General features: G+C 36.3%; 19 protein-coding genes and 1 pseudogene. 9 read left to right on the top strand and 11 right to left on the bottom strand.

The annotated features are described in order from the left end of the window. Positions 1–77 precede the first annotated feature (77 nt). From ACU1LP_RS16075 to ACU1LP_RS16060, 4 genes and pseudogenes are all read left to right on the top strand, one after another. Positions 78–194: pseudogene (locus ACU1LP_RS16075) on the top strand (exosortase F system-associated membrane protein); the annotation flags it as partial. 271 nt (positions 195–465) lie between these two features. Further along, on the top strand, positions 466–2,691 hold the full coding sequence (locus ACU1LP_RS16070) for a S9 family peptidase (RefSeq protein WP_445736782.1): 2,226 nt from the start codon (positions 466–468) through the stop codon (positions 2,689–2,691). 344 nt (positions 2,692–3,035) lie between these two features. Then, complete coding sequence (locus ACU1LP_RS16065; RefSeq protein WP_445731947.1) at positions 3,036–3,251, top strand: hypothetical protein; 216 nt, start codon at positions 3,036–3,038, stop codon at positions 3,249–3,251. Next, positions 3,241–3,651 (top strand): putative toxin-antitoxin system toxin component, PIN family, encoded by a 411-nt coding sequence (locus ACU1LP_RS16060; protein WP_445731946.1) that lies wholly within the window; start codon positions 3,241–3,243, stop codon positions 3,649–3,651. Before ACU1LP_RS16065 ends, ACU1LP_RS16060 begins: the two co-directional genes overlap by 11 nt. A gap of 218 nt (positions 3,652–3,869) precedes the next feature. Here the strand turns inward: ACU1LP_RS16060 and ACU1LP_RS16055 are convergent, their stop codons facing one another. From ACU1LP_RS16055 to ACU1LP_RS16045, 3 genes are all read right to left on the bottom strand, one after another. Continuing rightward, complete coding sequence (locus ACU1LP_RS16055) at positions 3,870–4,949, bottom strand: hypothetical protein (RefSeq protein ID WP_445731945.1); 1,080 nt, start codon at positions 4,947–4,949, stop codon at positions 3,870–3,872. A gap of 120 nt (positions 4,950–5,069) precedes the next feature. Continuing rightward, entirely contained in the window at positions 5,070–5,789 is a 720-nt protein-coding gene (locus ACU1LP_RS16050) for a hypothetical protein (RefSeq protein ID WP_445736781.1), read from the bottom strand. Next, entirely contained in the window at positions 5,776–6,354 is a 579-nt protein-coding gene (locus tag ACU1LP_RS16045; RefSeq protein ID WP_445736780.1) for an RNA polymerase sigma factor, read from the bottom strand. Before ACU1LP_RS16045 ends, ACU1LP_RS16050 begins: the two co-directional genes overlap by 14 nt. A gap of 300 nt (positions 6,355–6,654) precedes the next feature. Here ACU1LP_RS16045 and ACU1LP_RS16040 point away from each other — a divergent pair, with 300 nt between their 5' ends. Genes ACU1LP_RS16040 through ACU1LP_RS16030 form a run of 3 tightly spaced genes read left to right on the top strand, consistent with a single transcriptional unit; the run spans position 6,655 to position 10,015 of the window. Then, entirely contained in the window at positions 6,655–8,094 is a 1,440-nt protein-coding gene (locus ACU1LP_RS16040; RefSeq protein ID WP_445731942.1) for a circularly permuted type 2 ATP-grasp protein, read from the top strand. An 18-nt stretch (positions 8,095–8,112) separates the two neighbouring features. After that, on the top strand, positions 8,113–9,039 hold the full coding sequence (locus tag ACU1LP_RS16035; protein ID WP_445731941.1) for an alpha-E domain-containing protein: 927 nt from the start codon (positions 8,113–8,115) through the stop codon (positions 9,037–9,039). 16 nt (positions 9,040–9,055) lie between these two features. Beyond that, entirely contained in the window at positions 9,056–10,015 is a 960-nt protein-coding gene (locus tag ACU1LP_RS16030) for a transglutaminase family protein (protein WP_445731940.1), read from the top strand. A 115-nt stretch (positions 10,016–10,130) separates the two neighbouring features. On the opposite strand, the gene ACU1LP_RS16025 is transcribed toward ACU1LP_RS16030, so the two are convergent. Continuing rightward, positions 10,131–10,766, bottom strand: a complete 636-nt coding sequence (locus ACU1LP_RS16025; protein ID WP_445736779.1) for an HAD family hydrolase — start codon at positions 10,764–10,766, stop codon at positions 10,131–10,133. 301 nt (positions 10,767–11,067) lie between these two features. Here ACU1LP_RS16025 and ACU1LP_RS16020 point away from each other — a divergent pair, with 301 nt between their 5' ends. Further along, a complete protein-coding gene (locus ACU1LP_RS16020; protein WP_445736778.1) occupies positions 11,068–11,643 on the top strand; it encodes a hypothetical protein in 576 nt (191 codons plus the stop codon). A 5-nt stretch (positions 11,644–11,648) separates the two neighbouring features. Here ACU1LP_RS16020 and ACU1LP_RS16015 read toward each other — a convergent pair whose 3' ends face one another. From ACU1LP_RS16015 to porU, 7 genes are all read right to left on the bottom strand, one after another. Next, the gene (locus ACU1LP_RS16015) at positions 11,649–12,332 is read right to left on the bottom strand and encodes an SDR family NAD(P)-dependent oxidoreductase (RefSeq protein WP_445736777.1); all 684 of its coding nucleotides are present in this window, start codon (positions 12,330–12,332) and stop codon (positions 11,649–11,651) included. Beyond that, entirely contained in the window at positions 12,325–13,353 is a 1,029-nt protein-coding gene (locus ACU1LP_RS16010; protein WP_445736776.1) for a M28 family peptidase, read from the bottom strand. Before ACU1LP_RS16010 ends, ACU1LP_RS16015 begins: the two co-directional genes overlap by 8 nt. Positions 13,354–13,549: 196 nt before the next feature. Next, positions 13,550–15,325: a pyruvate dehydrogenase complex dihydrolipoamide acetyltransferase gene (locus ACU1LP_RS16005; RefSeq protein ID WP_445733773.1), complete on the bottom strand. Its 1,776-nt coding sequence runs from the start codon at positions 15,323–15,325 to the stop codon at positions 13,550–13,552. A gap of 3 nt (positions 15,326–15,328) precedes the next feature. Further along, positions 15,329–16,327, bottom strand: a complete 999-nt coding sequence (gene pdhA, locus ACU1LP_RS16000; protein WP_445733772.1) for a pyruvate dehydrogenase (acetyl-transferring) E1 component subunit alpha — start codon at positions 16,325–16,327, stop codon at positions 15,329–15,331. 347 nt (positions 16,328–16,674) lie between these two features. Next, the gene (cdd, locus tag ACU1LP_RS15995; protein ID WP_445733290.1) at positions 16,675–17,157 is read right to left on the bottom strand and encodes a cytidine deaminase; all 483 of its coding nucleotides are present in this window, start codon (positions 17,155–17,157) and stop codon (positions 16,675–16,677) included. 605 nt (positions 17,158–17,762) lie between these two features. After that, positions 17,763–19,007 (bottom strand): type IX secretion system outer membrane channel protein PorV, encoded by a 1,245-nt coding sequence (porV, locus tag ACU1LP_RS15990; protein WP_445733770.1) that lies wholly within the window; start codon positions 19,005–19,007, stop codon positions 17,763–17,765. A gap of 34 nt (positions 19,008–19,041) precedes the next feature. Next, the gene (gene porU, locus ACU1LP_RS15985) at positions 19,042–22,926 is read right to left on the bottom strand and encodes a type IX secretion system sortase PorU (protein WP_445733769.1); all 3,885 of its coding nucleotides are present in this window, start codon (positions 22,924–22,926) and stop codon (positions 19,042–19,044) included. A gap of 265 nt (positions 22,927–23,191) precedes the next feature. On the opposite strand from porU, the gene gldJ reads away from it, so the two are divergent. After that, positions 23,192–24,886, top strand: coding sequence for a gliding motility lipoprotein GldJ (gene gldJ / locus ACU1LP_RS15980; RefSeq protein ID WP_445732676.1), 1,695 nt, complete (start codon positions 23,192–23,194; stop codon positions 24,884–24,886). Positions 24,887–25,084: the final 198 nt, after the last annotated feature.

Genomic DNA, 25,084 nt, shown 5'->3' with positions numbered 1-25,084 from the left:
AAAGTGAAAAGTCTTTAAAGCACTGGTTTTACTGACTTTTCAACTTTCTTTTCAACATTCGCTTGCGGATTTAAGGAATTAACCCAAAACAAGAAGACTATTATCTGTTTTTTAATGTGCGGAGGTTTATTATCCAACCCATCATACTCATGGTTTTGCTTCCTGCTTTTTATTATAACAAACTTAGAAGTTAAGTATTTATTGTTTTATAAAAAAGAGTTGAAAGGCTTCTTCTTTTTTGTATTTTTTCTGCTTATGAATAGAATGGGGCGGCAGGTAACTAATATGGAATCGTTTCATTTTTTAAAAAGGCTGTCCCAAAAGTCTGTTTTTAATCCACCACTTCTTTTACATTTCCTAAGAATCTGTTAAAACCAAGCCAAAACAACTTCAAATTCAAATAAAATACTAAATTGAAAAAAAAAAATTATCAACTTCAATTTTATTCATTTAAAACCCAAATATATGCACATCATAACCTTGCTTTTCAGCTTCAAAAAAAAATTAAAAACTATATTCTTTTTTATCCTTTTTGTTTTACTTTCCTTCCAAGGTTCTTCACAAAGTGGCGGGTTCAAATGGTCTAAGGATGGCCATTCGTATTACAGTGTCCAGAATGAAGGCATTGTTCAATATACACTTCCTTCCTACACTTCAAAAGTATTGATATCGAAAAAACAATTAACACCTGCGGGTAGCGATAAGCCACTTGCCGTAAGTTATTTTAATATTTCGGAAGACGAGCAAAAAGTGCTATTGTTTACAAACACCAAACGTGTTTGGCGCATCAATACCAAAGGCGATTACTGGATTTCAAACTTGGTTACTGGACAGTTGCAACAACTTGGTAAAACGCTGCCAGAATCGTCGCTTATGTTTGCGAAAATTTCTCCCGACGGCAAATTAGCCGCTTATGTAAGTGATAATAATTTGTATGTGGAAAATTTAAGCACTTCAAAAATTAAGGCCCTTACCACCGATGGCACCACCACCTTGATCAACGGGACCTTTGATTGGGTTTATGAAGAAGAGTTTTTTTGTAGGGATGGTTTCCGTTGGAGTCCTGATAGCAAATCCATTGCCTATTGGCAAATTGATGCCAGCGACACCAAGACCTTTTACATGATAAACAATACCGATTCCATTTACTCTCAAATCATTCCCATTGAATACCCAAAAACAGGCGAAACCCCATCCGCTTGCAAAGTGGGCGTGGTCACTGTTGATGATGCCAAAACCACTTGGATGTCAATTCCTGGAGATGCACGTCAAAACTATTTAGTGCGTATGGAGTTTATTCCTTCTACTGAAAAATTACTGATTCAACAATTAAACAGAAAACAAAACCAAAGCAAATTGTTTATGGCTGAACCTAACTCAGGAGTTTCCAAAGTAATTTATGAAGAAAAAGATGAAGCTTGGGTAGATATTTATAGAACAGGCAATAAATACGACATTGATTTTACCAACAACTTTATTTGGCACAATGATGGAAAAAATATTTTATGGACTTCGGAAAAAGATGGTTGGAGACATTTATATAACCTGTCTTTAGAAGGAAAAGAGGAGCAATTAATCACCAAAGGCCATTACGATTTTATCGACCTGTCTTATATCGATTCAAAAAAAGGGCTTGTGTATTTTTTGGCATCACCTGATAATGCTACACAAAGTTATCTGTACAAAACCCCGTTAAACGGTAAAGGAACTTTGGAATTGATGAGTCCGAAATCATTACAAGGCACCCATGGTTATAATGTATCGTCCACGGGAGCGTTTGCGGTCCATACGTTTTCCAATCATTTTACAAAACCCGCATCCGAAATCATTTCATTGGCAAACCATAAACCCATAAATACCGAAGGAAGCATAGAAGCCAATCTTTCTATGCTGCAAGAAACCAAAAAAGTGGAGTTCTTTAAAATCACGACGGCCGATGGTGTTGAAATGGACGGATGGATGGTAAAACCCACCAACTTTGATGCTTCAAAAAAATATCCGGTTGTTTTATATGTGTATTCTGAACCTGGAACCGCAACCGTTAAAGACACGTATGGCACTGGCAGAAATAGAAATTATATGGGCGATATGGCCGATGATGGATACATTTACATCTCGTTGGATAACCGCGGCACACCGGCACCAAAAGGAAGCGCATGGCGAAAAAGCATTTACAGCAAAATAGGCCAGATTAATATTAGAGACCAAGCTATGGCTGCCAAAGAAATTTTAAAATGGAATTTTGTAGACCCAGAACGCATGGCGGTTTGGGGGTGGAGCGGTGGCGGCACCACCACTCTAAATTTAATGTTTCAATATCCAGAAATATATAAAACGGGTATTTCGGTGGCGGCCATTTCAAATCTACTGACTTATGATAATGTGTACCAAGAGCGCTATATGGGCTTGCCACAAGAAAATATGGAAGATTACGTAAAAGGATCTCCAGCAACCTATGCTAAAAATTTACAAGGAAACCTGTTAGTCATTCACGGTACGGGCGATGATAATGTGCATTACCAAAATGCCGAAATTTTAATAAACGAGCTGGTAAAGTATAACAAACAATTCCAGTTTATGCCCTACCCCAACCGTACCCATGGTATTAGAGAGGGCGAAGGCACTACCAAACATTTAAACACCTTGTTTACCAATTATTTGAAGATGTATTGCCCACCGGGTGGGAGGTAAATAGAGATTCTATAATTATAATATTTTGGGCGTTACCACAAGGGTCGCGCTATACACTACTAGTTTTGGCTCGCTGCGCGTACTCGCCAAAAGCTAACCGTTTCTATCGCTAACGCACGTACCAGCCAAATGCATTTTATAAAAGAATAGGCCTAACTTATTTAAAAACCCATCTTAAAAACCAACGAAATGTTGAACAACACCCTAAAAAACTAGTTAAATGGGAGATATAAAAAACTTTACTGTATGAAGTCTACTTGTTTTTGTAACAGTTGTTGCACCATATAACTACAAAAATTCGTAATTTCATTATAATTAAGTAGATTTATAGAAAATTAAAGAAAATGGAAACTATCCGAATTGATATAATAAATCCGAAAGCTAAGAAACTTCTAAAGGATTTGGCGGATTTAAACTTGATTAAGATTAATAAAGAAAAATACAAATCGGACTTCTCTACTCTGCTTAAAAAAATAAGAGCCAAATCCAATGATGAAATTTCTTTAGATGACATTACTAAAGAAGTAGAGCAAGTGAGAACATCACGGTATGAAAAATGAGAAAATAATTCTTGATACAAATCTTTGGATTAGCTTTCTTATTTCCAAAAAATTCAGTCAAATTGACAAACTGATTGAAAACAAGAGAATTGTATTGGTTTTTTCACCCGAACTTCTCGAAGAATTTATTGACGTTGTAAGTCGTCCAAAATTTAAAAAATATTTCTCTAAAAAAGATATTGAGAAATTCCTTGAGTATTTTGACCAATTCGGAGAATTAGTTAAGGTAAAGTCTGAAATTAATATTTGTCGAGATTCAAAAGACAACTTTTTACTGAATTTATCAGTAGATTCAAAAGCAGATTATTTAATTACAGGAGATAAAGACTTACTGATTTTAGAAAAAATTGAGAACACTACGATTTTGACTTTTTCAGAATTTATTGAACAAACCGAATAAAAGTACGTGGTACAACAAAGTACTGAGGTAAAAGCATCTCTTTTTATTCTAATTTTAAAACAATGTTTCACTGAATGCTATCCTGATTTTACTTTGGAAAACTCTTGTAAACAAAACCGCAACTTTCCACATTCAAAAACATAAACAACAACCAAATAAATGCATAAAAAAGGCTTCATGTTTAACGAAACCTTTTTGCAATTCCAAATTAAAATTGACTAATCCATATCAAACCGCAATCCGATGGAAATATTATTCTGTTTAATGGCTTGGTCTTTAAAAATAGGGGATAAATCGTATTTTACATAGAGTGCCACCTCATCAAAAGCGATATAGCCACTTAAACCGTACACCAAATTAGTGGTATTGAATTCATGTTTTTGTTTTTCTTTTACGCGTTCACCATCCAACTCATATTTTAATTTTTGACGGGTATCGATGTTAAATCCGCCATAACCTCCAAGTCCTATTTTAAATTGGTTATCCGTTGAGTACCTAAAATAAGTGTCTTTTTCTATTTTTTTAGAAGGTCCAAATTCAAAATGCACCGGGAACACCAAATTGGTTACAGATAGTTTTGCTTTTTTAAGGTTTTCAGGAAATTCTTCCAACACCGTTTGGTCGCCTTGCTGAACAAAATATTGGTTATCGGTTGGTTTTAAACCATTCATTTGAAACGAATACCCATATTTAAAACGCATGAAATTCGATTCTTTAAACACACGGGTTTTCCACGCCCACCCTATTTCAAAAAAGCGGGAACCACCAAATTTGTATGGCGAATCGTCCAGTTTTTCACCTTCAATAATGGCATTGTTTAAACCAAAAGCCAATACAAAATCGCTGGATGTACGTAAATCGTATTTTTTTGGCTTGTTCTTATAATTGATTTTTATCCCGGCAAAACTGTCATCATTGCCTCCTATACTAAAACCGACTCTTGATAAATCTTCTTCATTATTAATACGGTAGCCTTCATCATTACGTTTCATAAGCGCTATTTTATTATCAATAATGGCTAATCGATCTTCAATATTTAGCGCCCGTTTTTTTGCTGCTTCCTTTTTTAAAATCTCTGCTTCGGCACTTGAAATATCGCCCTTATCCAACCGTTCATTAATAGCTTCCACTTCAGCCTTTAAAAAATTGCGCTCCTCATTTTGGATGTGCTCCTTAAGATTTTTTAAGACCTCAATTTTGTCTTTGTTATTTACATTTTGAATGGTGTCTTGTGCATGGATGAATTGCACGCTTAAACTGAGCACCGCCAGTGCCAAATACTTTGTAATTGTTTGCATAACTGTTCGTTTTTTAATACTGAATTTAGTTTCAGCATCTTTTGATTAATGGTTGATTTGATGAATGTTTTTAAAGTTTTTAGTTATTGTTGATGAGATTCCTGCCTACGCAGGAATGATTTAGTTGTTACGTTGCGCCACGGCGGTTTTCACCGTACCATAACTTGCTTTAATGGCTTCAAACACTTTGCTTCTAAACGATTGGTCTAAATCGTTTTCAACTTCTTCAAGCAACATATTGGCATCTACCACTCCAGTAGTTTTGTTATATAATTCTTTCAGTCTTATTTCTTTTTGTGCTTGTAGCAATAGGGCGTCAATGGCATCGTCTGAAACCTCCTGATTGTTCTCTTTTAGTTTTTGCACTTGCGCCACAACATCCTGTATTTTTTGGGCTTCAAATGTTAAAGTCTCTTGTTTAACCATAATTGGCTTTTGCTCTTGAATTTTTTCCTTTGGAATGATGCTTTCTTCAGCAATCACAATAGGGTTGTTTTTAATATTAGCTAGTGGTGTTTCATTTAATTGGATTTTTTCTATAGCTGTATTTGGTTTATCAACTGCTTCAACTGGAGCTGGTGGATTTCCATTCTGCTCAATAATAGTGGGTGCATCAACAATCACGGGTTTTATTTCCTCAATATTAAAAAACTGAAACCCGACAAACAATATTCCTATAACACTGGCAGCGATACCAAACCACCAAAAAGTTTTGCTGTTTTGCTTTTTATTTTCATAGTCTAAACGCCCTGAAAGCTTGGTCCATGCCTCGTTTGATGGCTGCAAGGTTCTGCCTTCCAACTTTTCTTTTAGGTTTTGTTCAAATTTATTTGGTTCCATAACTTGTTGTTTTATTTAATTCGTGCCATTTTTCCTGTAGCATTTTGCGTGCTTTAAATAATTGCGATTTTGAAGTGCCTTCTGTAATTTTCAACATATCGGCAATTTCATGGTGCTTATACCCTTCTATGGCATACATTACAAATACAATTTTATAACCTTCCGGTAGCCCATCTATAAGTTGCTGAATCTCGGCAACTTCCATGTTTGTATTAATGGTATTATCAAATTCATTTTTAAAATCAACTTCTTCAACAGGAAACTCTATGTGTTTTTGCTGCCTTAAAAACGAAATGGATTCCCTAACCATAATGCGCCGTATCCACCCTTCAAAACTGCCTTCAGCCCTAAAATCCTTCATATTGGAAAACACTTTAAAAAAACCGTTGAGCATCGCTTCTTCAGCATGTTGCACATCCTTTATATAATACCTGCAAACACTTAACATTTTTGGAGCATGCAGTTCAAACAACACGTGTTGCGCTTCACGATTGTTTTTTACAGCGCGTTTGATAAGCTCCGATTCATTTTTATGTAATGGTATGACTTTCAAAAATGGGTTCATTTTAACCTTCTACTTTTAAAGACGCAAATTTTATGCTAATGGTTGCCTGATGATGATTTATTTTTTAAATATAATTTTAAGTTGCCTGAATACTTCGTATTTTTTTAGTAAATTAAACACATACTTTTTTAATGAAAATTATCTAGTGCACAATTAAACCAAGAAAAAATATAGTACTTATTAAAATTTCGAATTATTTTTAACGAATCGCAATAAAGCTTAATTTTTATTTACATAAATCGTTAAATCGTTAAGTATTTTTCAATAATTTATTATATTTGGTTCTATACGCTATAAAATATGAATGATCATCTTTTCTCTTCTTATGACAAACTCCCAAGTACTTGGGACGAAATGTACTGTGAAAATGTAAAATTTAGAGCTCAATATGAAGGATTTGTTGAATTCCTGAAAAAAACACCTCCCGAGGTACTTACAAAAAAAGAGGATTTGTCCAAACAATTATTTATGAGCCAAGGTGTAACCTTTACGGTTTATAACGACAATGAGGGCATTGAAAAAATATTTCCTTTTGACATTGTTCCAAGAATTATAACTGCCGAAGAATGGAAGAAAATTGAAACGGGCATCAAACAGCGCCTAAAAGCTTTAAACCTTTTCATTAAAGATATCTATAATGAGCAGTTTATTATTAAGGATGGGATAATTCCAGCTGAATTGATTTATTCATGTCCGAATTTTTTACGCGAAATGAAAGGCGTAAAAGTGCCTTATGATGTGTATGTACATATTTCGGGAGTGGATTTGATTAGAAATAATGATGGTGAGTTTTATGTACTTGAAGATAATTTAAGAACGCCATCTGGTGTGAGTTATATGCTTGAAAACCGCGAGATTTCCAAACGTTTGTTTCCCGGTATTTTACCAAAGAGCAATGTAAGGTCTGTTTCAAACTACCCCAATATGCTTTATAAAAAGTTAAAGGAACTTTCTGATAAATCAAATCCTAATATCGTTCTATTGACTCCTGGCATATACAATTCGGCTTACTACGAACATACAACCCTAGCTAGATTGATGGGTATTGAATTGGTGGAAGGCAGCGATTTGGTTGTGAAAAACCATTTTGTGTACATGAAAACCACCAATGGCTTAAAGCAAGTGGATGTGATTTACCGTCGGGTTGATGACGACTTTTTGGACCCGCTGGAGTTTAACGCCACCAGTGTATTGGGAGTTGCGGGTATTATGTCCGCTTACAGAAAAGGTAATGTAAATATTGTGAATGCGCCCGGAACTGGTATTGCGGACGATAAAGCGATTTACATTTACGTGCCCGATATGATTAAGTATTATTTAGATGAAGAACCCATCTTAAAAAATATTGAAACCTATCAATTAGGAAAACCGGACGACTTTGATTATGTTGTGAAGAACATAAAAGATATGGTTATTAAAAAAACCGATGGTAGTGGTGGTTATGGTATGTTAATGGGGCATGAAGCAACGGATGCCGAAATAAAAGAGTATCTTGATAACGTAAAAACGAAACCAAGCGGTTTTATCGCACAGCCCATATTGCGCTTATCAACAGCACCCTGCTATATTAACGGTCAACTTTCTCCACGATGCATCGATTTACGCCCCTTTGCACTTGCCGGTAAAGACGGGATAGATATTTGCCCGGGCGGACTTACAAGGGTGGCTCTTAAAAAAGGCTCCTTGGTGGTGAACAGCTCGCAAGGTGGTGGCAGTAAAGACACATGGGTATTACAATAATTCTGAAAAACAGTATATATGTTAAGTAGAGTAGCAAATAACCTTATTTGGTTAGATAGATATATGGAACGTGGAAATGGTATTTTAAGCTTGCTGAAAGTGAATTTTTATGCAAACCAAGACTCGCCCGAACTATTTTCATGGACACCAATAATAAATAATTTTACCACTTCGGAAAATGAGTTTCATACGGAGGACGCCATTGAATGCATTGATTATATGGTATTAAACTTAGGTAATTCCAATTCTATTTTAAATATTGTTACCAAGGCACGGGAAAATGCCAGAAGTGTTCAAGAGCATATTTCCAGGGAGATCTGGCTATGCATCAACAACTACTACCTGTATCTTACCGATAAAGATCTGCCTAGAAGACTCCGGGAAGAAGATCCTGTGCAGTTTTTGGAAGACCTCAGGAAATTTCATTTGATTTATTATGGAACCTCAGATATTACCCAAGAGCGTGGTGCTGCATATAACTTTATGAACGTAGGTAAATATCTGGAACGGGTTATACAAATTTCAGATTTTACGGCACTTAAACTCATCGAGATCGGTAAAACATCCGATAGTTTAGAAAAAGGCTTCTACTGGAAAAATTTATTGCTTTCTGTTGGTGGTTATCAACTCTATTTAAAGACCCATAAATCCACTTTTAATGAAGACCATATTATAGGAATGGTTTTCCAAGATAAACTATTTCCAAGATCGGTGTATTATTGTGTAAACAACCTCAACAGACACATAAACCAGCTTATTGAAAGTAATGAACTTGAAAAAAACAATCTCGAATTTTTGCTCGGGAAGTTAGAAAGCACTATTAAATACACCACCATTGAAAGTATTAACGCCCAAGGATTACACAATTACATTGAAGGAATTAAAGACGATATCAGAAATATTTCAATGAATATTAATTCGGTTTACTTTTCCAATACAAATTGATTTATTTAAAAATATTATGCCAACATTCTACATAAAACACATTACGAAATACAGTTATAGTAATCCTGTAATTGATGGAGCCAATTTAATTAGATTGCATCCTATAAATGATGCTTATCAAAAGGTGATGTCCCATTTTCTATCGGTTACCAACAATCCTTTTATTGAAACCTATATCGATTTTTATAATAATAGAGTAGGTACTTTTTTAATTTCAGAACCACATGATGAATTATCCATCATATCTGAAATCGAGGTAATTACCTATGAGCGATTATTTCCAGAAGATACTAAAGACGCTAAAACACAATGGGATGAATTAAATGCTATAAAATATAATGCCGAAGTTTTTGACTTTTTAAAATATCAATCTTTTAGCGGATCGGAAGCTATTGTAAACTTAATCAAGGAAAAAAACATTAAGGAAAAAACACCTTATGTGGCCGCTTTGGAACTTTGTGAATACGTTTATACAAATTTTAAATACATAACAGGCATTACTAATGTGGACTCTACTTTAGATGATGTTTGGAATTTAAAAGCAGGTGTGTGTCAAGATTTTACCACTATTTTACTGCAAATGGTTAGAATGTGCGACATTCCCGCGCGCTATGTAAGTGGTTATATTTGTCCGTCCGATAACATCTCCAGAGGTGAGGGCGCCACCCACGCGTGGATAGAAGCTTACATCCCATTTTATGGCTGGCTAGGGATAGACCCAACAAACAATGCTATTGCAAACGAAAACCACATACGTTTAGCGGTTGGCAGAAACTACTCCGACTGCTCCCCAGTTAAAGGTGTTTTTAAAAGAAAAGTAGAATCTGATCTGTTTGTTAAAGTAGAGGTGAGCACTACAAAAAACAAGGATACAGCACTGGTAGTACCACCAAATACTTTTACGGGTTCTGAAACCAATAATAGTTACCAGCGCAATTTGGAACGCATTCAACAACAACAGCAACAGCAGCAGTAACTAAGGTTATGAGGTTATTGGTTTATAAGTTTATAGTTTATTAAGTCTGAAAGTTTTAAGAAGTTAAAAGACGATTGTTTAGAAACTTATTGTTTAAGCTTACTCAATTAATCCACTATATCATTTCCAAAAGTTTGGACATGTCATTAAAAGTTTTTGTTGCAACTTCCTGTAACTCATTTTCACTATCATGCTCTGTATAACCAAATACGTCAAAGCCACCGTTTTTTGCTGCTATAACTCCAGATACACTGTCTTCAATCACCAAGCATTCATTAGGTTTATAGCCCATAGTTTCAGCAGCCCAAAGAAATACCGCAGGGTCTGGTTTCCATTTTTGGATGGTATAACAGCTAAAAATGTTGTTTTCAAAATATGGCAATAAGCCTGTGAGTTCTAAATTGAGCCTTATTTTATTCTCTGGCCCACTGGATGCCACACAAAATGGCAATTCTAAACGATCCAAAACGTCCTTAATACCTTTAATGGGCTTCATGCTTTCATTAAATCTTCTAAAACTTTCCGTTCTATAATCGTTTTCAAAAGTAGCTGGTACAGTTTTGTTAATAAGCAGAGAAATTTTTTCAATGCACGCTTTCATGAAACTGCCTTTAAAGTGTTTCATGCCGTAAGCCAAATCTATATTGGCTCCCAGTTCATTAGCCATATCTACCAACACTTGGATGCTTATGGGTTCGCTGTCTACCAATACGCCATCGCAATCGAATATGATGCATTTATATTTATTCATAAACCATGTTTATTGCAATTGTTTTCCGTTGCTCCAACATTTAAATTATAATTGTTGAATAAAGGAATTTTTTCACAAAGAACTCATCTTGTCTTTTTCTATTTCCTAAAAAATGGCTGAAATTCGCCCATATCTCGTCTATTTTCTTATGCGTAGCGATGCTATGCCTCTCAAAAATAGTCTCATCTGAACAAATTTCAACTCATTTTCGGTTAAAAACAAAAAGTCAAGATGAGTTCAAATAAAAGATATAATTATTATTGAAAAAATTATAATATTGTAATCCCATAAAATGACTGATATGCTTTTATCTTCTCGCAAAGTTTTTATTGCTACCATCGTAACTGTTTTCTTTTTAAACATTACAAAAGCCCAACCAAGAAAAGGTGAATTTATCCAAGCATCTATTGGGCTTGGTATGAGTGCTCCCGATGAAAATTATGATATAATTGGAACTGGAATCTATGCACAAGCCGAATATGTTATGGGCTTAACCAAATGGTTTGGTGTACGCCCATATATCGGATTTATTTCAACAGCACCCCATCCAGATGGCGCAGACCCCAACTTATCTCAATACCAAGTAACATCAAAAGCCTTTTTAATTGGTGGAAAAGCTCGAATCGCCGCCCCTATTCCCTATGTGGCTCCTTATTTAGAGTTAGGTATCGGCACCTCTATTGGTAAATTTGTAACTTATACTCCAACAATTCTTAATGAGAAAAAAGGTTTAGTCTTACATATTCCTGTCACTCTTGGACTCGCTTTAGGCCGTGATCATGGCGTTGAAATTGCCTTTACTTATTACATTCCCCCTTCTTTGGATCAATACAGTGGCGCAGCAGCTTTTGGATTATCTTTTCCAATAAATCGGTAATATCTTTAAGGCGTAGAATTGGAAACCTGCAACAGTTTCCCGTTATAGTATTTGTTCCCGTTAAGGGAAAAATCAAAAATATAGTGTGCCATTTCCAATGCTGTAGTTGGTGCTTGATATCCTGGGAAAGCTTCTTCCAACATTTCGGTTTGTACAGCACCCAATGCCAACACATTAAATGAAATTCCTGATTCTTTATATTCTTCAGCCAACAATTCTGTTAAAGTGATTACGGCAGCTTTACTGGAGCTGTATGCCGCCAAACCCGGAAATTTCATACTGCCCTGCACACCTCCCATAGAACTGATAGTTACTACATGACTGCCTTTTTTCATGAAGGGAAGTACGATTCTTGTCAATTCCGCAACGCCAAATACATTGGTTTTATAAATGGCTTCAAAGGCTTGCATGGAACTTTCTGAAAAAGGTTTCTTCAAAAGCGCCCCTGCATTATGGATTAAAACATCTACCTGCTGCCAATTTTCATTGATGAAGGTTTCCACTTTTTCATAAGCTTCTGGATGATTCAAATCAAACGAAAAAGCCGTTACATTTTGTTGTGCTAAATTTTGGATGGGTTTTTCGTTCCGCGAAAGCGCCAATACATTATGTCCTGCATTTGCGAATAACTGTACCAATTCGAAACCGATGCCCCTGCTCGTTCCTGTTATAATAACGTTTTTACTCATGGGTCATTTTTATTTCTTTGGTGGGCGTATTGCACATCATTTCAATTGCTGGAATCACTTTATTTATTAAACTTGCCATGTGGCCATAATCCAATTTATCGGCCTCATCATCCACATGGTGGTAATAATCGTAATTGGACAAATCGCAACTTGAAATGGTTTGGCATGGCAATTTAAACTCTTGATAAAATGCGTAATTATCAGATTGTTTAAACAGATTGTACTGTTTTGAAACTGCTGAAAAACCTGTGAGGTTGGAGTTGGTGTATTCATTTATTTTGGCGGACATGTTGGATAATTCATAACCTGTAATAAAGGCGTCATAAGGTCGGTCTGTAAAAGGGACGCCAATCATTTCAAAATTAAGCATCATATATAAATCTATATTTTGGGTTTTTAGTTTTTTTGCCAAATGCTCCGATCCTTTAAGTCCTTTTTCCTCAGCAGAGAACAAAGCAATCATAATACTTCGTTTATTATTTTTTTTAGCTGAAAAATATTCGGCAATTTCCAAAACCCCACTGCTGCCTGCGGCGTTATCATTGGCGCCGTTTGCAATAGTGTCATCACCTACTTTTTTTGCAGAACCAATATGGTCGTAATGTGCGCCAATAATAACGATTTCATTTTTAAGTGTGGCGTCATTACCTTCAATAAAACCGACAATATTATAAGCATCCATACCTTTTAACTTAAAACTATCTCTATAAGTTTCAAAATAGGGTTTTATATCGTTTTTTTTGAAGATGTTTTCGATATAAACCGCTGCTTTTTCAATGCCTTCAGAACCTGTATCCCTACCTTGCAATGCATCAGAGGCTAAATAGGTTACTATATCCTTGAGTTCTGAACTGGTTATTAAATGAGGCTTTAAAGCATTTGGGATTGATGGTACAATAACCTCATTTTTTGATGATTTTGGAATGCTATTTTGACTGGAATCTTGATTGTTTACAACAACCGTTGAAGATTTACAAGCAAACGAAAACATTAATAATAAAAGGATAGCTGTTTTTTTCATGTGTTTATTTTTATTGTTTTTTAATGGTCATCCCGGATAGCTATCGGGACTTTCATATAATCATTACCTTTGGTATTGAAAACTCGTTATGGAAGTTTCATGTGAAATTTATTAGAGTTTAAAGATAAAAAAAACCTGCTTCAAACAAATAAAACAGGTTTTTAATATTATGGATTCCTGCAAGCACAGGAATTTGTTACACCAACATCGTCACCGGGTTTTCAATATACCCTTTTAATGTTTGAAGGAATTGGGCGCCTGTGGCACCGTCAACCGTCCTATGGTCGCAAGCTAAAGACAATTTCATAGTATTTCCTACTACTATTTGTCCGTTTTTAACCACTGGTTTTTCAACAATGTTTCCAACAGAAAGAATGGCAGAATTTGGTTGGTTGATGATAGATGTAAAGGTATCTATACCAAACATCCCTAAGTTGGAAACAGTAAACGTACTGCCTTCCATGTCTTGGGGCGCTAACTTTTTGTTTCTAGCTTTGCCTGCAAGTTCTTTTACTGCGGCGCCAATTTGTGGTAAACTTTGCTCGTTGGCAAACTTAACCACAGGCACTACCAAGCCATCAGGAACCGCTACCGCCACACCTATGTGTACATGGTGGTTCAATCGCATTTTATCTGCAAACCACTGTGAGTTTACTTGTGGATGCTGTTTTAAAGCCAAGGCACAAGCCTTCACTATTATATCGTTGTAAGATATTTTAGTATCTGGAATGGTATTGAATTGCTCGCGGAACGCTATCGCGTTCGCCATATCAAACTCCACATTTAAGTAATAATGGGGTGCGGTAAACTTGGAATTTGTCAATGCTTTGGCAATGGCCTTACGCATTTGCGAATTGGGAACCTCTTCAAAATCTTCTTGACCCGTTGCCACAAAAACACCACCGGCTGCGGCCGATTGTGCAGGTGGAACAAAATTCTCAACGTCGGTTTTTACAATACGTCCATTTTCACCGGATCCTTTTACTTGCGATAAGTTGATTCCTTTTTCCTCCGCTATTTTTTTCGCCAAGGGCGATACAAACAACCTACCATTAGAAGTAGCATTCGCCACAGGTTTAGAAGCAGTGGTTGTTTTTGGTGCTTCCTCTTTTGCACTTTCCTTTACAACTTCGGTTTTAGATGCGTTTTCTTTTGGCGCTTCTTGTTTTGGCTCTTCTTTTTTGGACGCTTCTTCCTTTTTGGCTGCGTCAGATTTAGAACTAAAATTACCGGCAACCCCAGAAACATCGGTACCCGCAGGCCCTATAATGGCCAATAAAGAATCTACTTTTGCCGATTCGCCTTCTTTTAATCCTATATACAATAATGTACCCGATTGGAAAGATTCAAATTCCATGGTGGCTTTATCGGTTTCAATCTCCGCTAAAATATCACCTTCAGCAACGGTATCGCCTACTTTTTTAAGCCATGTGGCAACGGTACCTTCTTCCATGGTATCGCTTAAACGTGGCATGGTTACCACAATAACGCCTTCAGGAAGAAGCCCCTCCCCAGACTTCTCTGAAGTAGAGGGAGCTGACTTTTCTTCTTTATCAGAATCATCTTCGTTTACTGCTTCTTTTTCTGTTTCATTGGAAGCATTATCTTCAGACTTGTCATCTTTTTTTGACGATTCCTCGGATTTAGAAGGTTCCTCTTTCGCTTCGCTGTCTGCCGACGAGGCAGACTCGGAAGTTTTACCGCCACCATCTATTAATCCGGATATATCTTCGCCTTCATCGCCAATAATGGCCAAAAGCTCATCTACTTTAGTGGTCTCGCCTTCTTTAATCCCAATATAAAGCAAGGTGCCTTCATGAAACGATTCAAACTCCATGGTGGCTTTATCCGTTTCAATTTCAGCTAAAATATCGCCTTCACTTATTTTATCGCCCACCTTTTTCAACCACGTAGCAACAGTTCCTTCTTCCATGGTATCGCTCAATCGCGGCATATTTATAATTTCTGCCATAGCTTATATTTTATGTTGTATAAATGGATAGTCTTCTTGCTCGTAAACCATATCGTAAAGCTGCTGTGTTTCTGGATATGCGGATTCGTCTGCAAATTTTTCACATTCAGCCACTTTTTCTTTTACGCGCTTGTCTATAACTTTCAAATCGTCTTCTGAGGCATAATTTTTTTCCAAAATAACATCTTTTACCTGTGTAATTGGATCAATTTTTTTATATTCCTCAACTTCATCCTTTGTTCTGTAATGTTGCGCATCACTCATGGAATGACCTCTATAACGATACGTTTTCAGTTCTAAGAATGTGGGACCGCCACCTTTTCGGGCGCGTTGAATGGCTTCATCAAACGCTTCCGCCACTTTTATAGGATTCATCCCGTCAACCGGGCCACATGGCATCTCGTATCCCTTACCTAGTTTCCAAATATCGGTATGGTTTGCAGTACGCTCAACAGAGGTGCCCATGGCATACCCATTGTTTTCACAAACAAATACCACAGGTAAATTCCAAAGCATTGCTAAATTGAATGTTTCATGAAGTGAACCTTGTCTGGCAGCACCATCACCAAAACAGCACAGTGTTACCGCATCACTACCATGGTATTTATCGCCAAATGCTATACCGGCGCCTAAAGGAATTTGTCCTCCCACAATACCATGCCCGCCATAAAAACGGTGTTCTTTTGAAAAAATATGCATAGAACCACCCATACCTTGAGAGGTGCCTGTAACCTTTCCGTATAATTCTGCCATAACACGCTTGGGGTCCACACCCATCCCTATGGGCTGTACGTGGTTACGGTAAGCCGTTATCATTTTATCCTTTGTCAAATCCATAGCATGTAAAGCACCCGCCAAAACAGCTTCTTGACCGTTGTATAAGTGAAGAAATCCTCTTACTTTTTGTTGTATGTAAACGGCAGCCAGTTTGTCTTCAAACTTTCTCCAAAACAACATATCTTCGTACCATTTGAGGTAAACCTCTTTTGTGATTTTTTGCATCGACTATTTTTAGGTTTTACTTATGCGAAATACAAAAGTAACACTTTGTCTGCTATTGAAAAAACGTAAATTAATTAAAGTCGAAAAAATATCGAAAAAATAGTGCATTCTATACAAGATTATCTTTTTAATAATTTTTGAGGCTGAATGCCATTGGATTGAAAATTTCAATCGATTAAGCACTTGCTAATTTTACATTATTAGGAATATTTACAATCATTGTTATCCTGTAAGGAATCAAGACCGCTTCGCTGTTAGAATATAGAATAAAGATTTGGTCGTTATTAATTGATAAACACACTAATACCAATTGCAGTTTGTAAACATTTTTATCGGACAACCCTGATTTACAATAAATATTTATCAAAAACCAAAGGCAACAAATTGGTAAGTGAATTCGATTTTGCAACATGGCCCGATTCCCCCATAAAATAGATTTCTATAGGTGTTTTTTGTTTTATTTCATACTCCGCAATAGCTTGCCTGCACGCCCCACAAGGTGGAATGGGCGTTGATGTGGGTTTGTTTTTTGATGTTGCTGAAATGGCCATTTTTACAATTTTAACCTCTGGATATTGCGAACCTGCGTAATAAATAGCGGTGCGTTCGGCACATAATCCTGATGGATACGACGCGTTTTCTTGGTTGTTCCCTGTTATTATTTCTCCATTCTCTAAAAGTATGGCGGCGCCTACATGAAAGTTTGAATAAGGGGCATAGGCTTTATCCCTGGCTTCAAAGGCCTTTTTCATTAAAGACATAACGTCCTTTGGAAGTTCTTCAATGGTATCGAAGATAAATAATGTGGATTCTATTTTTAATTCTTTCATGCGTCTATATCTTTTGTTCTTGTTGTTAGTAATTTTCCTTTCTTTAAAATTATTCCACAGAGTTACACAAAGTTAACAAAGAGTTGCACAAAGTTGTTTTATGAAAATATTCCAAAAAACGAATCAACCCAATCAAATTAACAAAACCATGTTTTTTTTAGTACATGACAAAAATTTAAGAATATAAATATAAACCACACACATTTAGCATATTAAGGCTTGTTTGTCACGCAGACCTCACGGGTTTTGGAAACCTGTGAGGTGGGGTGTCAAATTTGTGCGTATTCATAAAAAAATCGTTCGGTCTGTTTTTTAAACTTTTTCGGTGTTTAAAACCTAAAAAGTTAGTAAAATAAAGGCTTTAAGTCATTTTTAAATTCATTATTGAAGATAAAAAAGAGAACGAAATTTTAAATTTTAAATACTTCAAATTTTACACCCCACCTGTGAGGTCTTGATTATCCTGAAAATTACTAGTAGTTCATTTCTAAAAGTTAATTTTTGTCATGTACTTATCATATTTTTATTAAAGTTAAGAAACTATTTTAAACAAAAAACTATTGCAGAAAGCAATAGTTTTTTGTTATTATTTATTTAACAATTGGTTAGTACTCATTGTAAGTTCCTGCACCAATATTGAATGTTAGTGAGAATCGCAACGTACTATCTAAAGGACTTTGGATTTTGGATGCCGAAAACAAATAAGACAAGTCAATGTTTACCACATTCGCTTTAAAACCAGCGCCTAGAGAGAAAAATTTCCTCGCCCCTTTTTCTTCACTTTCGTTAAAATATCCTGTTCTAAAGGCAAACGAATCTTGGTATACATATTCCGCACCCAAAGCCCATGTAAACTCTTTTATTTCCTCCCTAAAACCTCCTGGAGCGTCACCAAATGATTGAAACATTCCAGATAAAAAGCCTACGTTTGGATCTTGGCCTTGTATGATTATGTTTTGTTGATCGGTCTTGCTACCCAACACATCTACCCCTTCATCATAAGTGCCATTGCTATTGGTATCGGTATAATTATATTCATCACCATAAATAGGTGGTGTTGGCACCAATAGTTTAGTAACCTCGGCAGTTACTGCTACCTTGTTGTAATCATCAAATATAAAATCGAAACCAGCTCCTAAACGCAAGTTGGTGGGTTGAAAATTATCTTGTCCGCCATCATCATATTTAAACTTGGGCCCGATGTTTTGAATTGCAAAACCCATTCTCCAACGTCCGTTAAAATCGGCATAGGCTTCTTCTTCACTTTGGTAATATCCTGAAATATCCACTCCAAAACTATTGGCTGCACTTGCGTCTGTGTTTTCATCATAATTGAGCCTTAAATCAGAACGCAAATACCGCATGGCAACAGACATAGCAAACTGGTCTGTTAACCTCAAAGCATAAGAAACATCCAATGCCAACTCATTTGGTTTTTCAGTTCCGGTAGAATTTCCCACATTATCAGTAAGTTCAATGCTTCCCAATCCAAAATACTTAAAACTCGCTGCAAAAGCACTACGTTCATCCAAACGATTAAAATATGTTAAATACCCAACTCCAATATCATTGACCAGTTTTTTTAAGTAGGGTGTATAGCTTAATGAAAAACCAGATTGTGTTTCTGAAAACACATATTTTGATGAATTCCATTGTTGTGAAAAGGCGTCAACAGAAGTTGCAACACCCATATCGCCCATACCTGCTGCCCTGGCATCTGGAGCGATCAATGTAAACGGCATTCCCGTTGTAATAACTCGAGTATCGTTCTCTTTAGGAATTATGGTTGTTTGTGCGTCAATTTTTAAAACAAAAGCAAATACGGTCAATAGCAATAGTTGATTCTTCATAAATTAATTTTAATTAAACAAATATAAATTTTTATTAGAGTATAACAAGTTTCTCAATTTTTTCTACTTTTTTATTTAAGAAGTCGGACTGGACGGTAAGTTTGTAAATATAGACGCCCTTGCCTATTCTATCGCCAAAATCATCCCTTCCATCCCACACAATATCCCTAGACAATGAACTGTTGGTTATTGCCCCTCCTGAGGTTTGTCCGTTTAAGGTTCTAACCAATTTCCCGGAGACCGTGAATATCTGTATAGAAACGTTCAGGGGCGCCGAACTATTGTGATTGAACCAAAATTCTGTGTAATTTACAAAGGGATTTGGGTAGTTTAGCACATTATTTATCTGTAAAACTTCATCTTTATCATATACAATAAACTGAATTTCAGCTATGGAGGAATTATTGTACACATCCCAGGCCTTAAGTGTTAAAGTATGGAGACCAGGTGCTAAATCCCTGAAAGGAAAGCTGACCACGCCTTTTTTATAATCGTCAACTTGCGTTTGATAGTAATCATTTAAAACGATGGGGTTTGTTTCATCGCCATCAATAATAGCCACGATATCGTGCCCAATGCCACTTGCCGTATTGATACCATTACCATCTTCCAACTTTGCCAACAATGTTGGCGATTCATTGGTGATACCGCCCGAAACAAAGTTTTCGTCGTTCATGTAAAGTGCAATAACGGGCCCAATATTATCTTCTTCAGCATTTTTGTTCAAACCACCAATTTTTACTGTATTCACACTGGCACCTGATTGGTTATCCAACAGAGCCTCGTTTTTTGAATAAAAACTCACCTTTCCAAAGCCTACGGGAATTCCAATATCTTTTGGCACTACAAAATCAAATTCAAACTGTCCGTTTTTTACCGAGGCCTGACCTCTAAAAATAATTTCACCAAGCGTTTTAAAATCCAATTTCACTAATTGGCCGTTTAAAGTGGTACCATCATTGGCCAAGGTTTGTCTTTGTATTTCCTTGTCGTAAATAGTGGTAGAAAGTGTTCCGTTATAATTACTTAAAAGGTTCCCTGAAATATCGGTTACCTCGCCTGCAAGTTTTACGTAACCCAGCGCTTTTAAAGTATCGGTAGATTGACCAATAGGCACATTGTTGATTTTTGTCAATCGAACATTTGGTTTTGGGAATGCCAATTTCATGGCGGGATCGCCAATAAAAAACACCAATCGCCTTTGACTTTGTGAAGATATTGAGGGATCGTTTTTTGTTAAGCGCAAAGATTCTGCCATAGAAGGATACTCATAATCGCCATACGTATCCTTGGCGCTATATGAAAACAAATATTCCTCTAATACAATATTGAACGTAATGGCAAATGACACAAATATCTGTCGGGTAGTTGTTATCAATCCTATAGCTCCTGCTTGCTTGTTCCAATAGGTAAATTCGCCTGCGGTTTCTCTGTATGGATTGTCAAACTTAGTGTACTCGCAAGTAACCGTTACAAAACAGTTCAGCTTATTAAAATTACGAAACCCTAAAACATCAGGTTTTGACAATATACGTTCTGAAGCCAAACCTTCCTCTCCTCCATGCCCAAAATAATTGACCACCAATGCACCATTATCAACAGCATTTACAAATTCGTTGGTTACTTGCGGGTATCTATCGCCACCTGCCGAAGATTCTTGCTTAAAAGCGTCAGAATGTATCTTCACAACATTAATGAACGGTTTTTTTTGCGTTACCAAATTACCTATATTATCGGTGGTTTCTTGTAAAATACCCTCCCAATCCTTATCTACATCATCCGATACCACAACAAAGTTATTTTGCCAACTTCCAAAAGCTTCTTTTTTATAATACGAATCAATTTTATCAACCAATTCTTTAGCACGTTGCGGGGTATCGGCCAAAATTCTGCCCACTGCAATATCCAGTTTATCGCTTGTTGCCATAGTACCTTCGTTCGCATCCATCATGCCATAAAAATCATCGGACACAAAAGAACTGGTAAGATTAAAACTGCTGTAAGAGTGCCATGAAGGTACTATATTGGTGTTTTTGGGCACTCTGTCTTTGTAGTCAAAAGACCCATCGCCAAACAAACATACATATTTTATTCTCTTGTCGGGCGAACTGGCATTATCATAAATATATTTAACCAAATTCCTAATGGCCCCAATATCCTGGTTGCCGGTACTGAATTCATTATAAATTTCGTTCAGCCCAAAAACTTTTACGTTCAAATTGTATTGCTCTCTGTTTATTTGCGCTAAACGCTCTGCTTGGTTGCGCATATTATCCGGTGCTACTATTACATAGTCTATATCTTGAAACTCACCTTGATTATTCAAAAAAACGGTCCCTTTTATGTTTTGGTTGCTTATTGAGGTACGCGAATCGAATTTGGGATCAAAGTAATCTTGAGATGTTACAGCAACATAGGTTTTTAAAACACCTAATATTGCCGTAAAGCTTAAATTTGAAGCGGCACTTGAATTCTGGAAATTAGACACGTTATAAATATCGGTAACATCCCAAATCTCCGACACTTGTGATGCATTTGCTATGGTATATTGCCCAATACCCGATGCCGAGGCAACGGCATTGTTTTTAAACTGAAACTGTTTTTTATTGAAATTCAATGCACGGGTTGCTGTTATGGAAATATAATCCAAATAGCCCAATGCGCTCGGATTCCCTTTGTTATCGAAATTTAGACCAACAGTGATTTTTGAAGCATTTACGCTAACATTGTTAGAATAGGAAGACTCACTAGCCAAACTGGGCGTGGAGGCGCCGGACATCGATAAGGTAGATACAGCGGTTCCGTTTACACTTAACTGCATAGATGTTGGGCTTGAAGCCGCCGCCGCAACATAAACCCTTAGGTTAATTGGCACTGAGGTTACCAAATCGGGGAAATCAAACGTGAAGGTTTTATTATTATTGACATCAAATCTGTCACCAAACCAACGCCTTCCTAAAAATGCAATATTGTATTTATCAACTTCATGGAATTTATATTCCTGAAAAGTATTAATGACCATATCCACAGATCCCGTGGGTTGCGTAAATGATTGGATACGTTTTCCTGCACCTGGGCCTACATGTATATAATAGTATGTTTTATCGGTATAAGCATTAATATTCGTGTTACTCTCTACATTGTATTCTTTTGGGCCTTGGGCATAAAACAAAATATAGTCTTCGTTATTAAATACACCGTCCGTTTCCCCTATAAATTTAATGGCATTTTCTTGTAAATCATACGGATATGCCACCGAATTGGAATAAGGGATCATGCGCCCCCCATTGCCATATACTTTTATTGTTCTGGGGTCCAAGCTATTGACCTTTACCCCTAAACGTTGTAAAAAACTTTTCGACAATTTAAAAACACCCGTAGTATCTACATAAAACCGATACCACTCTCCAGTGTTTAACACAGAATTAGAAATGGCCTTTACACCACCAAGCTTGCCTGAAGATGAAATTCTATTTGTATTACCGCCATTAGCATAATTGATTTGAAATGACGTTATCTTTCTAAAACTGCCGTTTGCATCCTTTATAATAGGGGATAATTGAAAAACAGCATATTGTTTATCTCTGGCAGAAGAATTTTTTAAACTGTAATTTAATTGGGACGGAATAGTGTTTACATCTAAATCCTTTAATTCAGTTTTAGAAATAGACGCATACGTTACATTGCTTAGCGCAACCGATGATTCATTGATGGTGTTGGAGATTTTCCATTGCACCATAAACAATAAACCCTCATCAAAACTAAAACTTAGGTTTTCTTTATTGAAAGATGGAATTTCAAATGAATAATTTCCCCCGGATATTTTCTGTGAAGGTTCCCAATTAACATCAAATTCTTGCTGTTGGGCATAAAAAGCCGTACAACTAAATAATAGTAATAGTAAAAATTCCTTTTTCATTGCTAGGATAACGTTGTTAATGCCTTGTTATTATCATAAGAAAACAACAATATTTAAAACTGGGGTAAAAATACAATAATAATTTAGTAAATCATACGTTATTACAACACAAAAGAAGGGTGCAAAACAGCCAAAACATCGGTGTAATGACTAAAAAATAGGGTGAAATACACTTTTTTTTGGTTAAAATGCGAAAAATAACTTGCAGTGTTCGGTTTAATTGTTATATTGCACCACCAAAAATATAATTAGCTTACTTAAACGTATGGATATGAAAAAAGTAGTAGCATTCAAGGTTTTATTGGTTTTAGCTTTAAGTATGGCTACAACCGGTTGCAAAAAATCTTCGAGTTCAAAGAATAGTTCTAGAGCTACAGGATGGCAAATTAACTCCCGTGAAGGTGGTTTTCAGTACAATACCGATTTCAAAGAACAAGAAACTGCTCCAGGATTGGTGTTTGTTGAAGGAGGAACTTTTACAAAAGGTCGCGTTCAAGACGATGTGATGCACGATTGGAACAACACGCCCAATCAACAACATGTACAGTCTTTTTATATGGACGAAACTGAAGTTACCAATGCCATGTACATGGAGTACCTAGATTGGATAAAACGAGTGTACCCGCCATCAGATGAAAATTTTAGAGCTATTTACCATGGCGCCCTACCAGACACCCTTGTTTGGAGAAACCGATTAGGTTACAATGAAGTAATGACAGAAAACTATTTGCGCCACCCTGGTTATGGAGAATACCCGGTTGTTGGTGTAAGTTGGATTCAAGCTGTTGAATTTGCAAATTGGAGATCAGATCGTGTTAACGAATTTAATTTAGAAAAAGCAGGTTACTTAAAGCGCGATGCCAAAATTGTTGATGTTAACGCCGAATCTACTTTTAGCACAGACACCTATATAAATGCTCCTACATTGACTTATGGTGGAAACGAAGAAATTATTAACCCTGAAAGAGGAAACAAAAGATTTGTTAGAAAAGATGCGGATGGCAATGAAAGTAATATTTACGCTACCAGAGAAACAGGTTTGATAACCCCAAAATACAGACTACCAACCGAAACCGAGTGGGAATATGCTGCTCTGGGATTAAGTGAAATTAGAGACTATAACTTATACCGTGGCCGTAAAAAATACCCATGGGATGGGCAATATACCCGAAGTGGCTCTCGAAAAAACCGTGGAGACCAATTGGCTAACTTCAAACAAGGAAAAGGTGATTATGGCGGTATTGCAGGTTGGTCTGATGATGGTGCCGATATTACCAATGCCGTAAAATCCTATGCTCCAAACGATTTTGGTCTATATGATATGGCCGGTAACGTTGCCGAGTGGGTTGCCGATGTTTACAGACCGATAGTAGATGATGAATTTAACGATTTTAACTACTACCGTGGGAATGTTTATACAAAAAACGCCATTAATGAAGACGGCTCCGTAAAGGTTGTGGGTATTGATGATATTGTTTATGACACGCTATCCAACGGAAAAATTGTGGCTAGAAATTTACCGGGCGAAATATTGCAGGTGCCTGTTGATCAAAATGAAACCTATTTACGTACTAATTTTGATAAGAGCAATGAAATAAACTTTAGAGATGGTGACAGACAATCGTCCCGTCGTTTTGAAAGCTTCAATGAAAATGATGAGAATGGAGATGCAAAAGCTTCCCAAACCAGTAAAATGTACAACTCCCCTAAAAATGTTATCAGTAGGGATTCATTGGGAAATATAGTTAGAGAATATGATAAATCCAACACAAGATCTTCTTTAATAAATGACGAAGTAAGAGTTTACAAAGGGGGTTCTTGGAAAGACAGAGAGTATTGGTTGGACCCGGCCCAACGACGTTACTTCCCACAAGATATGGCTACCGATTATATTGGGTTTAGATGTGCCATGTCTCGTGTAGGCTCCAAATCAAAATCAAAAAACAAAACAAAGAATTAATATATAATTCTCTAAATATTATTAAAAGTCCTAGCATTAGTTAGGACTTTTTTTATACATTTAATACGAAAAAATTTAAGTACATGACAAAAATTTATTAACATCAAATTATTAAAAAAAGCTCCTTAAATAATTCCTCCCCTTTTTTCAAGGGGAGGTGCCGATAGGCGGAGGGGTCAACTTTAATAGTTATTTTTA

The sequence above is a fragment of the Mariniflexile sp. genome, assembly GCF_052728615.1.
Note: the sequence above shows the minus strand (reverse complement) of the source record. Positions and strands in the feature narration are given on the sequence as shown.

Coding starts and splice junctions, on each gene's coding strand:
- ACU1LP_RS16070 (WP_445736782.1), top strand. CDS start 466: ATGCACATCATAACCTTGCTTTTCAGCTTCAAAAAAAAATTAAAAACT.
- ACU1LP_RS16065 (WP_445731947.1), top strand. CDS start 3,036: ATGGAAACTATCCGAATTGATATAATAAATCCGAAAGCTAAGAAACTT.
- ACU1LP_RS16060 (WP_445731946.1), top strand. CDS start 3,241: ATGAAAAATGAGAAAATAATTCTTGATACAAATCTTTGGATTAGCTTT.
- ACU1LP_RS16055 (WP_445731945.1), bottom strand. CDS start 4,949: ATGCAAACAATTACAAAGTATTTGGCACTGGCGGTGCTCAGTTTAAGC.
- ACU1LP_RS16050 (WP_445736781.1), bottom strand. CDS start 5,789: ATGGAACCAAATAAATTTGAACAAAACCTAAAAGAAAAGTTGGAAGGC.
- ACU1LP_RS16045 (WP_445736780.1), bottom strand. CDS start 6,354: ATGAACCCATTTTTGAAAGTCATACCATTACATAAAAATGAATCGGAG.
- ACU1LP_RS16040 (WP_445731942.1), top strand. CDS start 6,655: ATGAATGATCATCTTTTCTCTTCTTATGACAAACTCCCAAGTACTTGG.
- ACU1LP_RS16035 (WP_445731941.1), top strand. CDS start 8,113: ATGTTAAGTAGAGTAGCAAATAACCTTATTTGGTTAGATAGATATATG.
- ACU1LP_RS16030 (WP_445731940.1), top strand. CDS start 9,056: ATGCCAACATTCTACATAAAACACATTACGAAATACAGTTATAGTAAT.
- ACU1LP_RS16025 (WP_445736779.1), bottom strand. CDS start 10,766: ATGAATAAATATAAATGCATCATATTCGATTGCGATGGCGTATTGGTA.
- ACU1LP_RS16020 (WP_445736778.1), top strand. CDS start 11,068: ATGCTTTTATCTTCTCGCAAAGTTTTTATTGCTACCATCGTAACTGTT.
- ACU1LP_RS16015 (WP_445736777.1), bottom strand. CDS start 12,332: ATGAGTAAAAACGTTATTATAACAGGAACGAGCAGGGGCATCGGTTTC.
- ACU1LP_RS16010 (WP_445736776.1), bottom strand. CDS start 13,353: ATGAAAAAAACAGCTATCCTTTTATTATTAATGTTTTCGTTTGCTTGT.
- ACU1LP_RS16005 (WP_445733773.1), bottom strand. CDS start 15,325: ATGGCAGAAATTATAAATATGCCGCGATTGAGCGATACCATGGAAGAA.
- pdhA (WP_445733772.1), bottom strand. CDS start 16,327: ATGCAAAAAATCACAAAAGAGGTTTACCTCAAATGGTACGAAGATATG.
- cdd (WP_445733290.1), bottom strand. CDS start 17,157: ATGAAAGAATTAAAAATAGAATCCACATTATTTATCTTCGATACCATT.
- porV (WP_445733770.1), bottom strand. CDS start 19,007: ATGAAGAATCAACTATTGCTATTGACCGTATTTGCTTTTGTTTTAAAA.
- porU (WP_445733769.1), bottom strand. CDS start 22,926: ATGAAAAAGGAATTTTTACTATTACTATTATTTAGTTGTACGGCTTTT.
- gldJ (WP_445732676.1), top strand. CDS start 23,192: ATGGATATGAAAAAAGTAGTAGCATTCAAGGTTTTATTGGTTTTAGCT.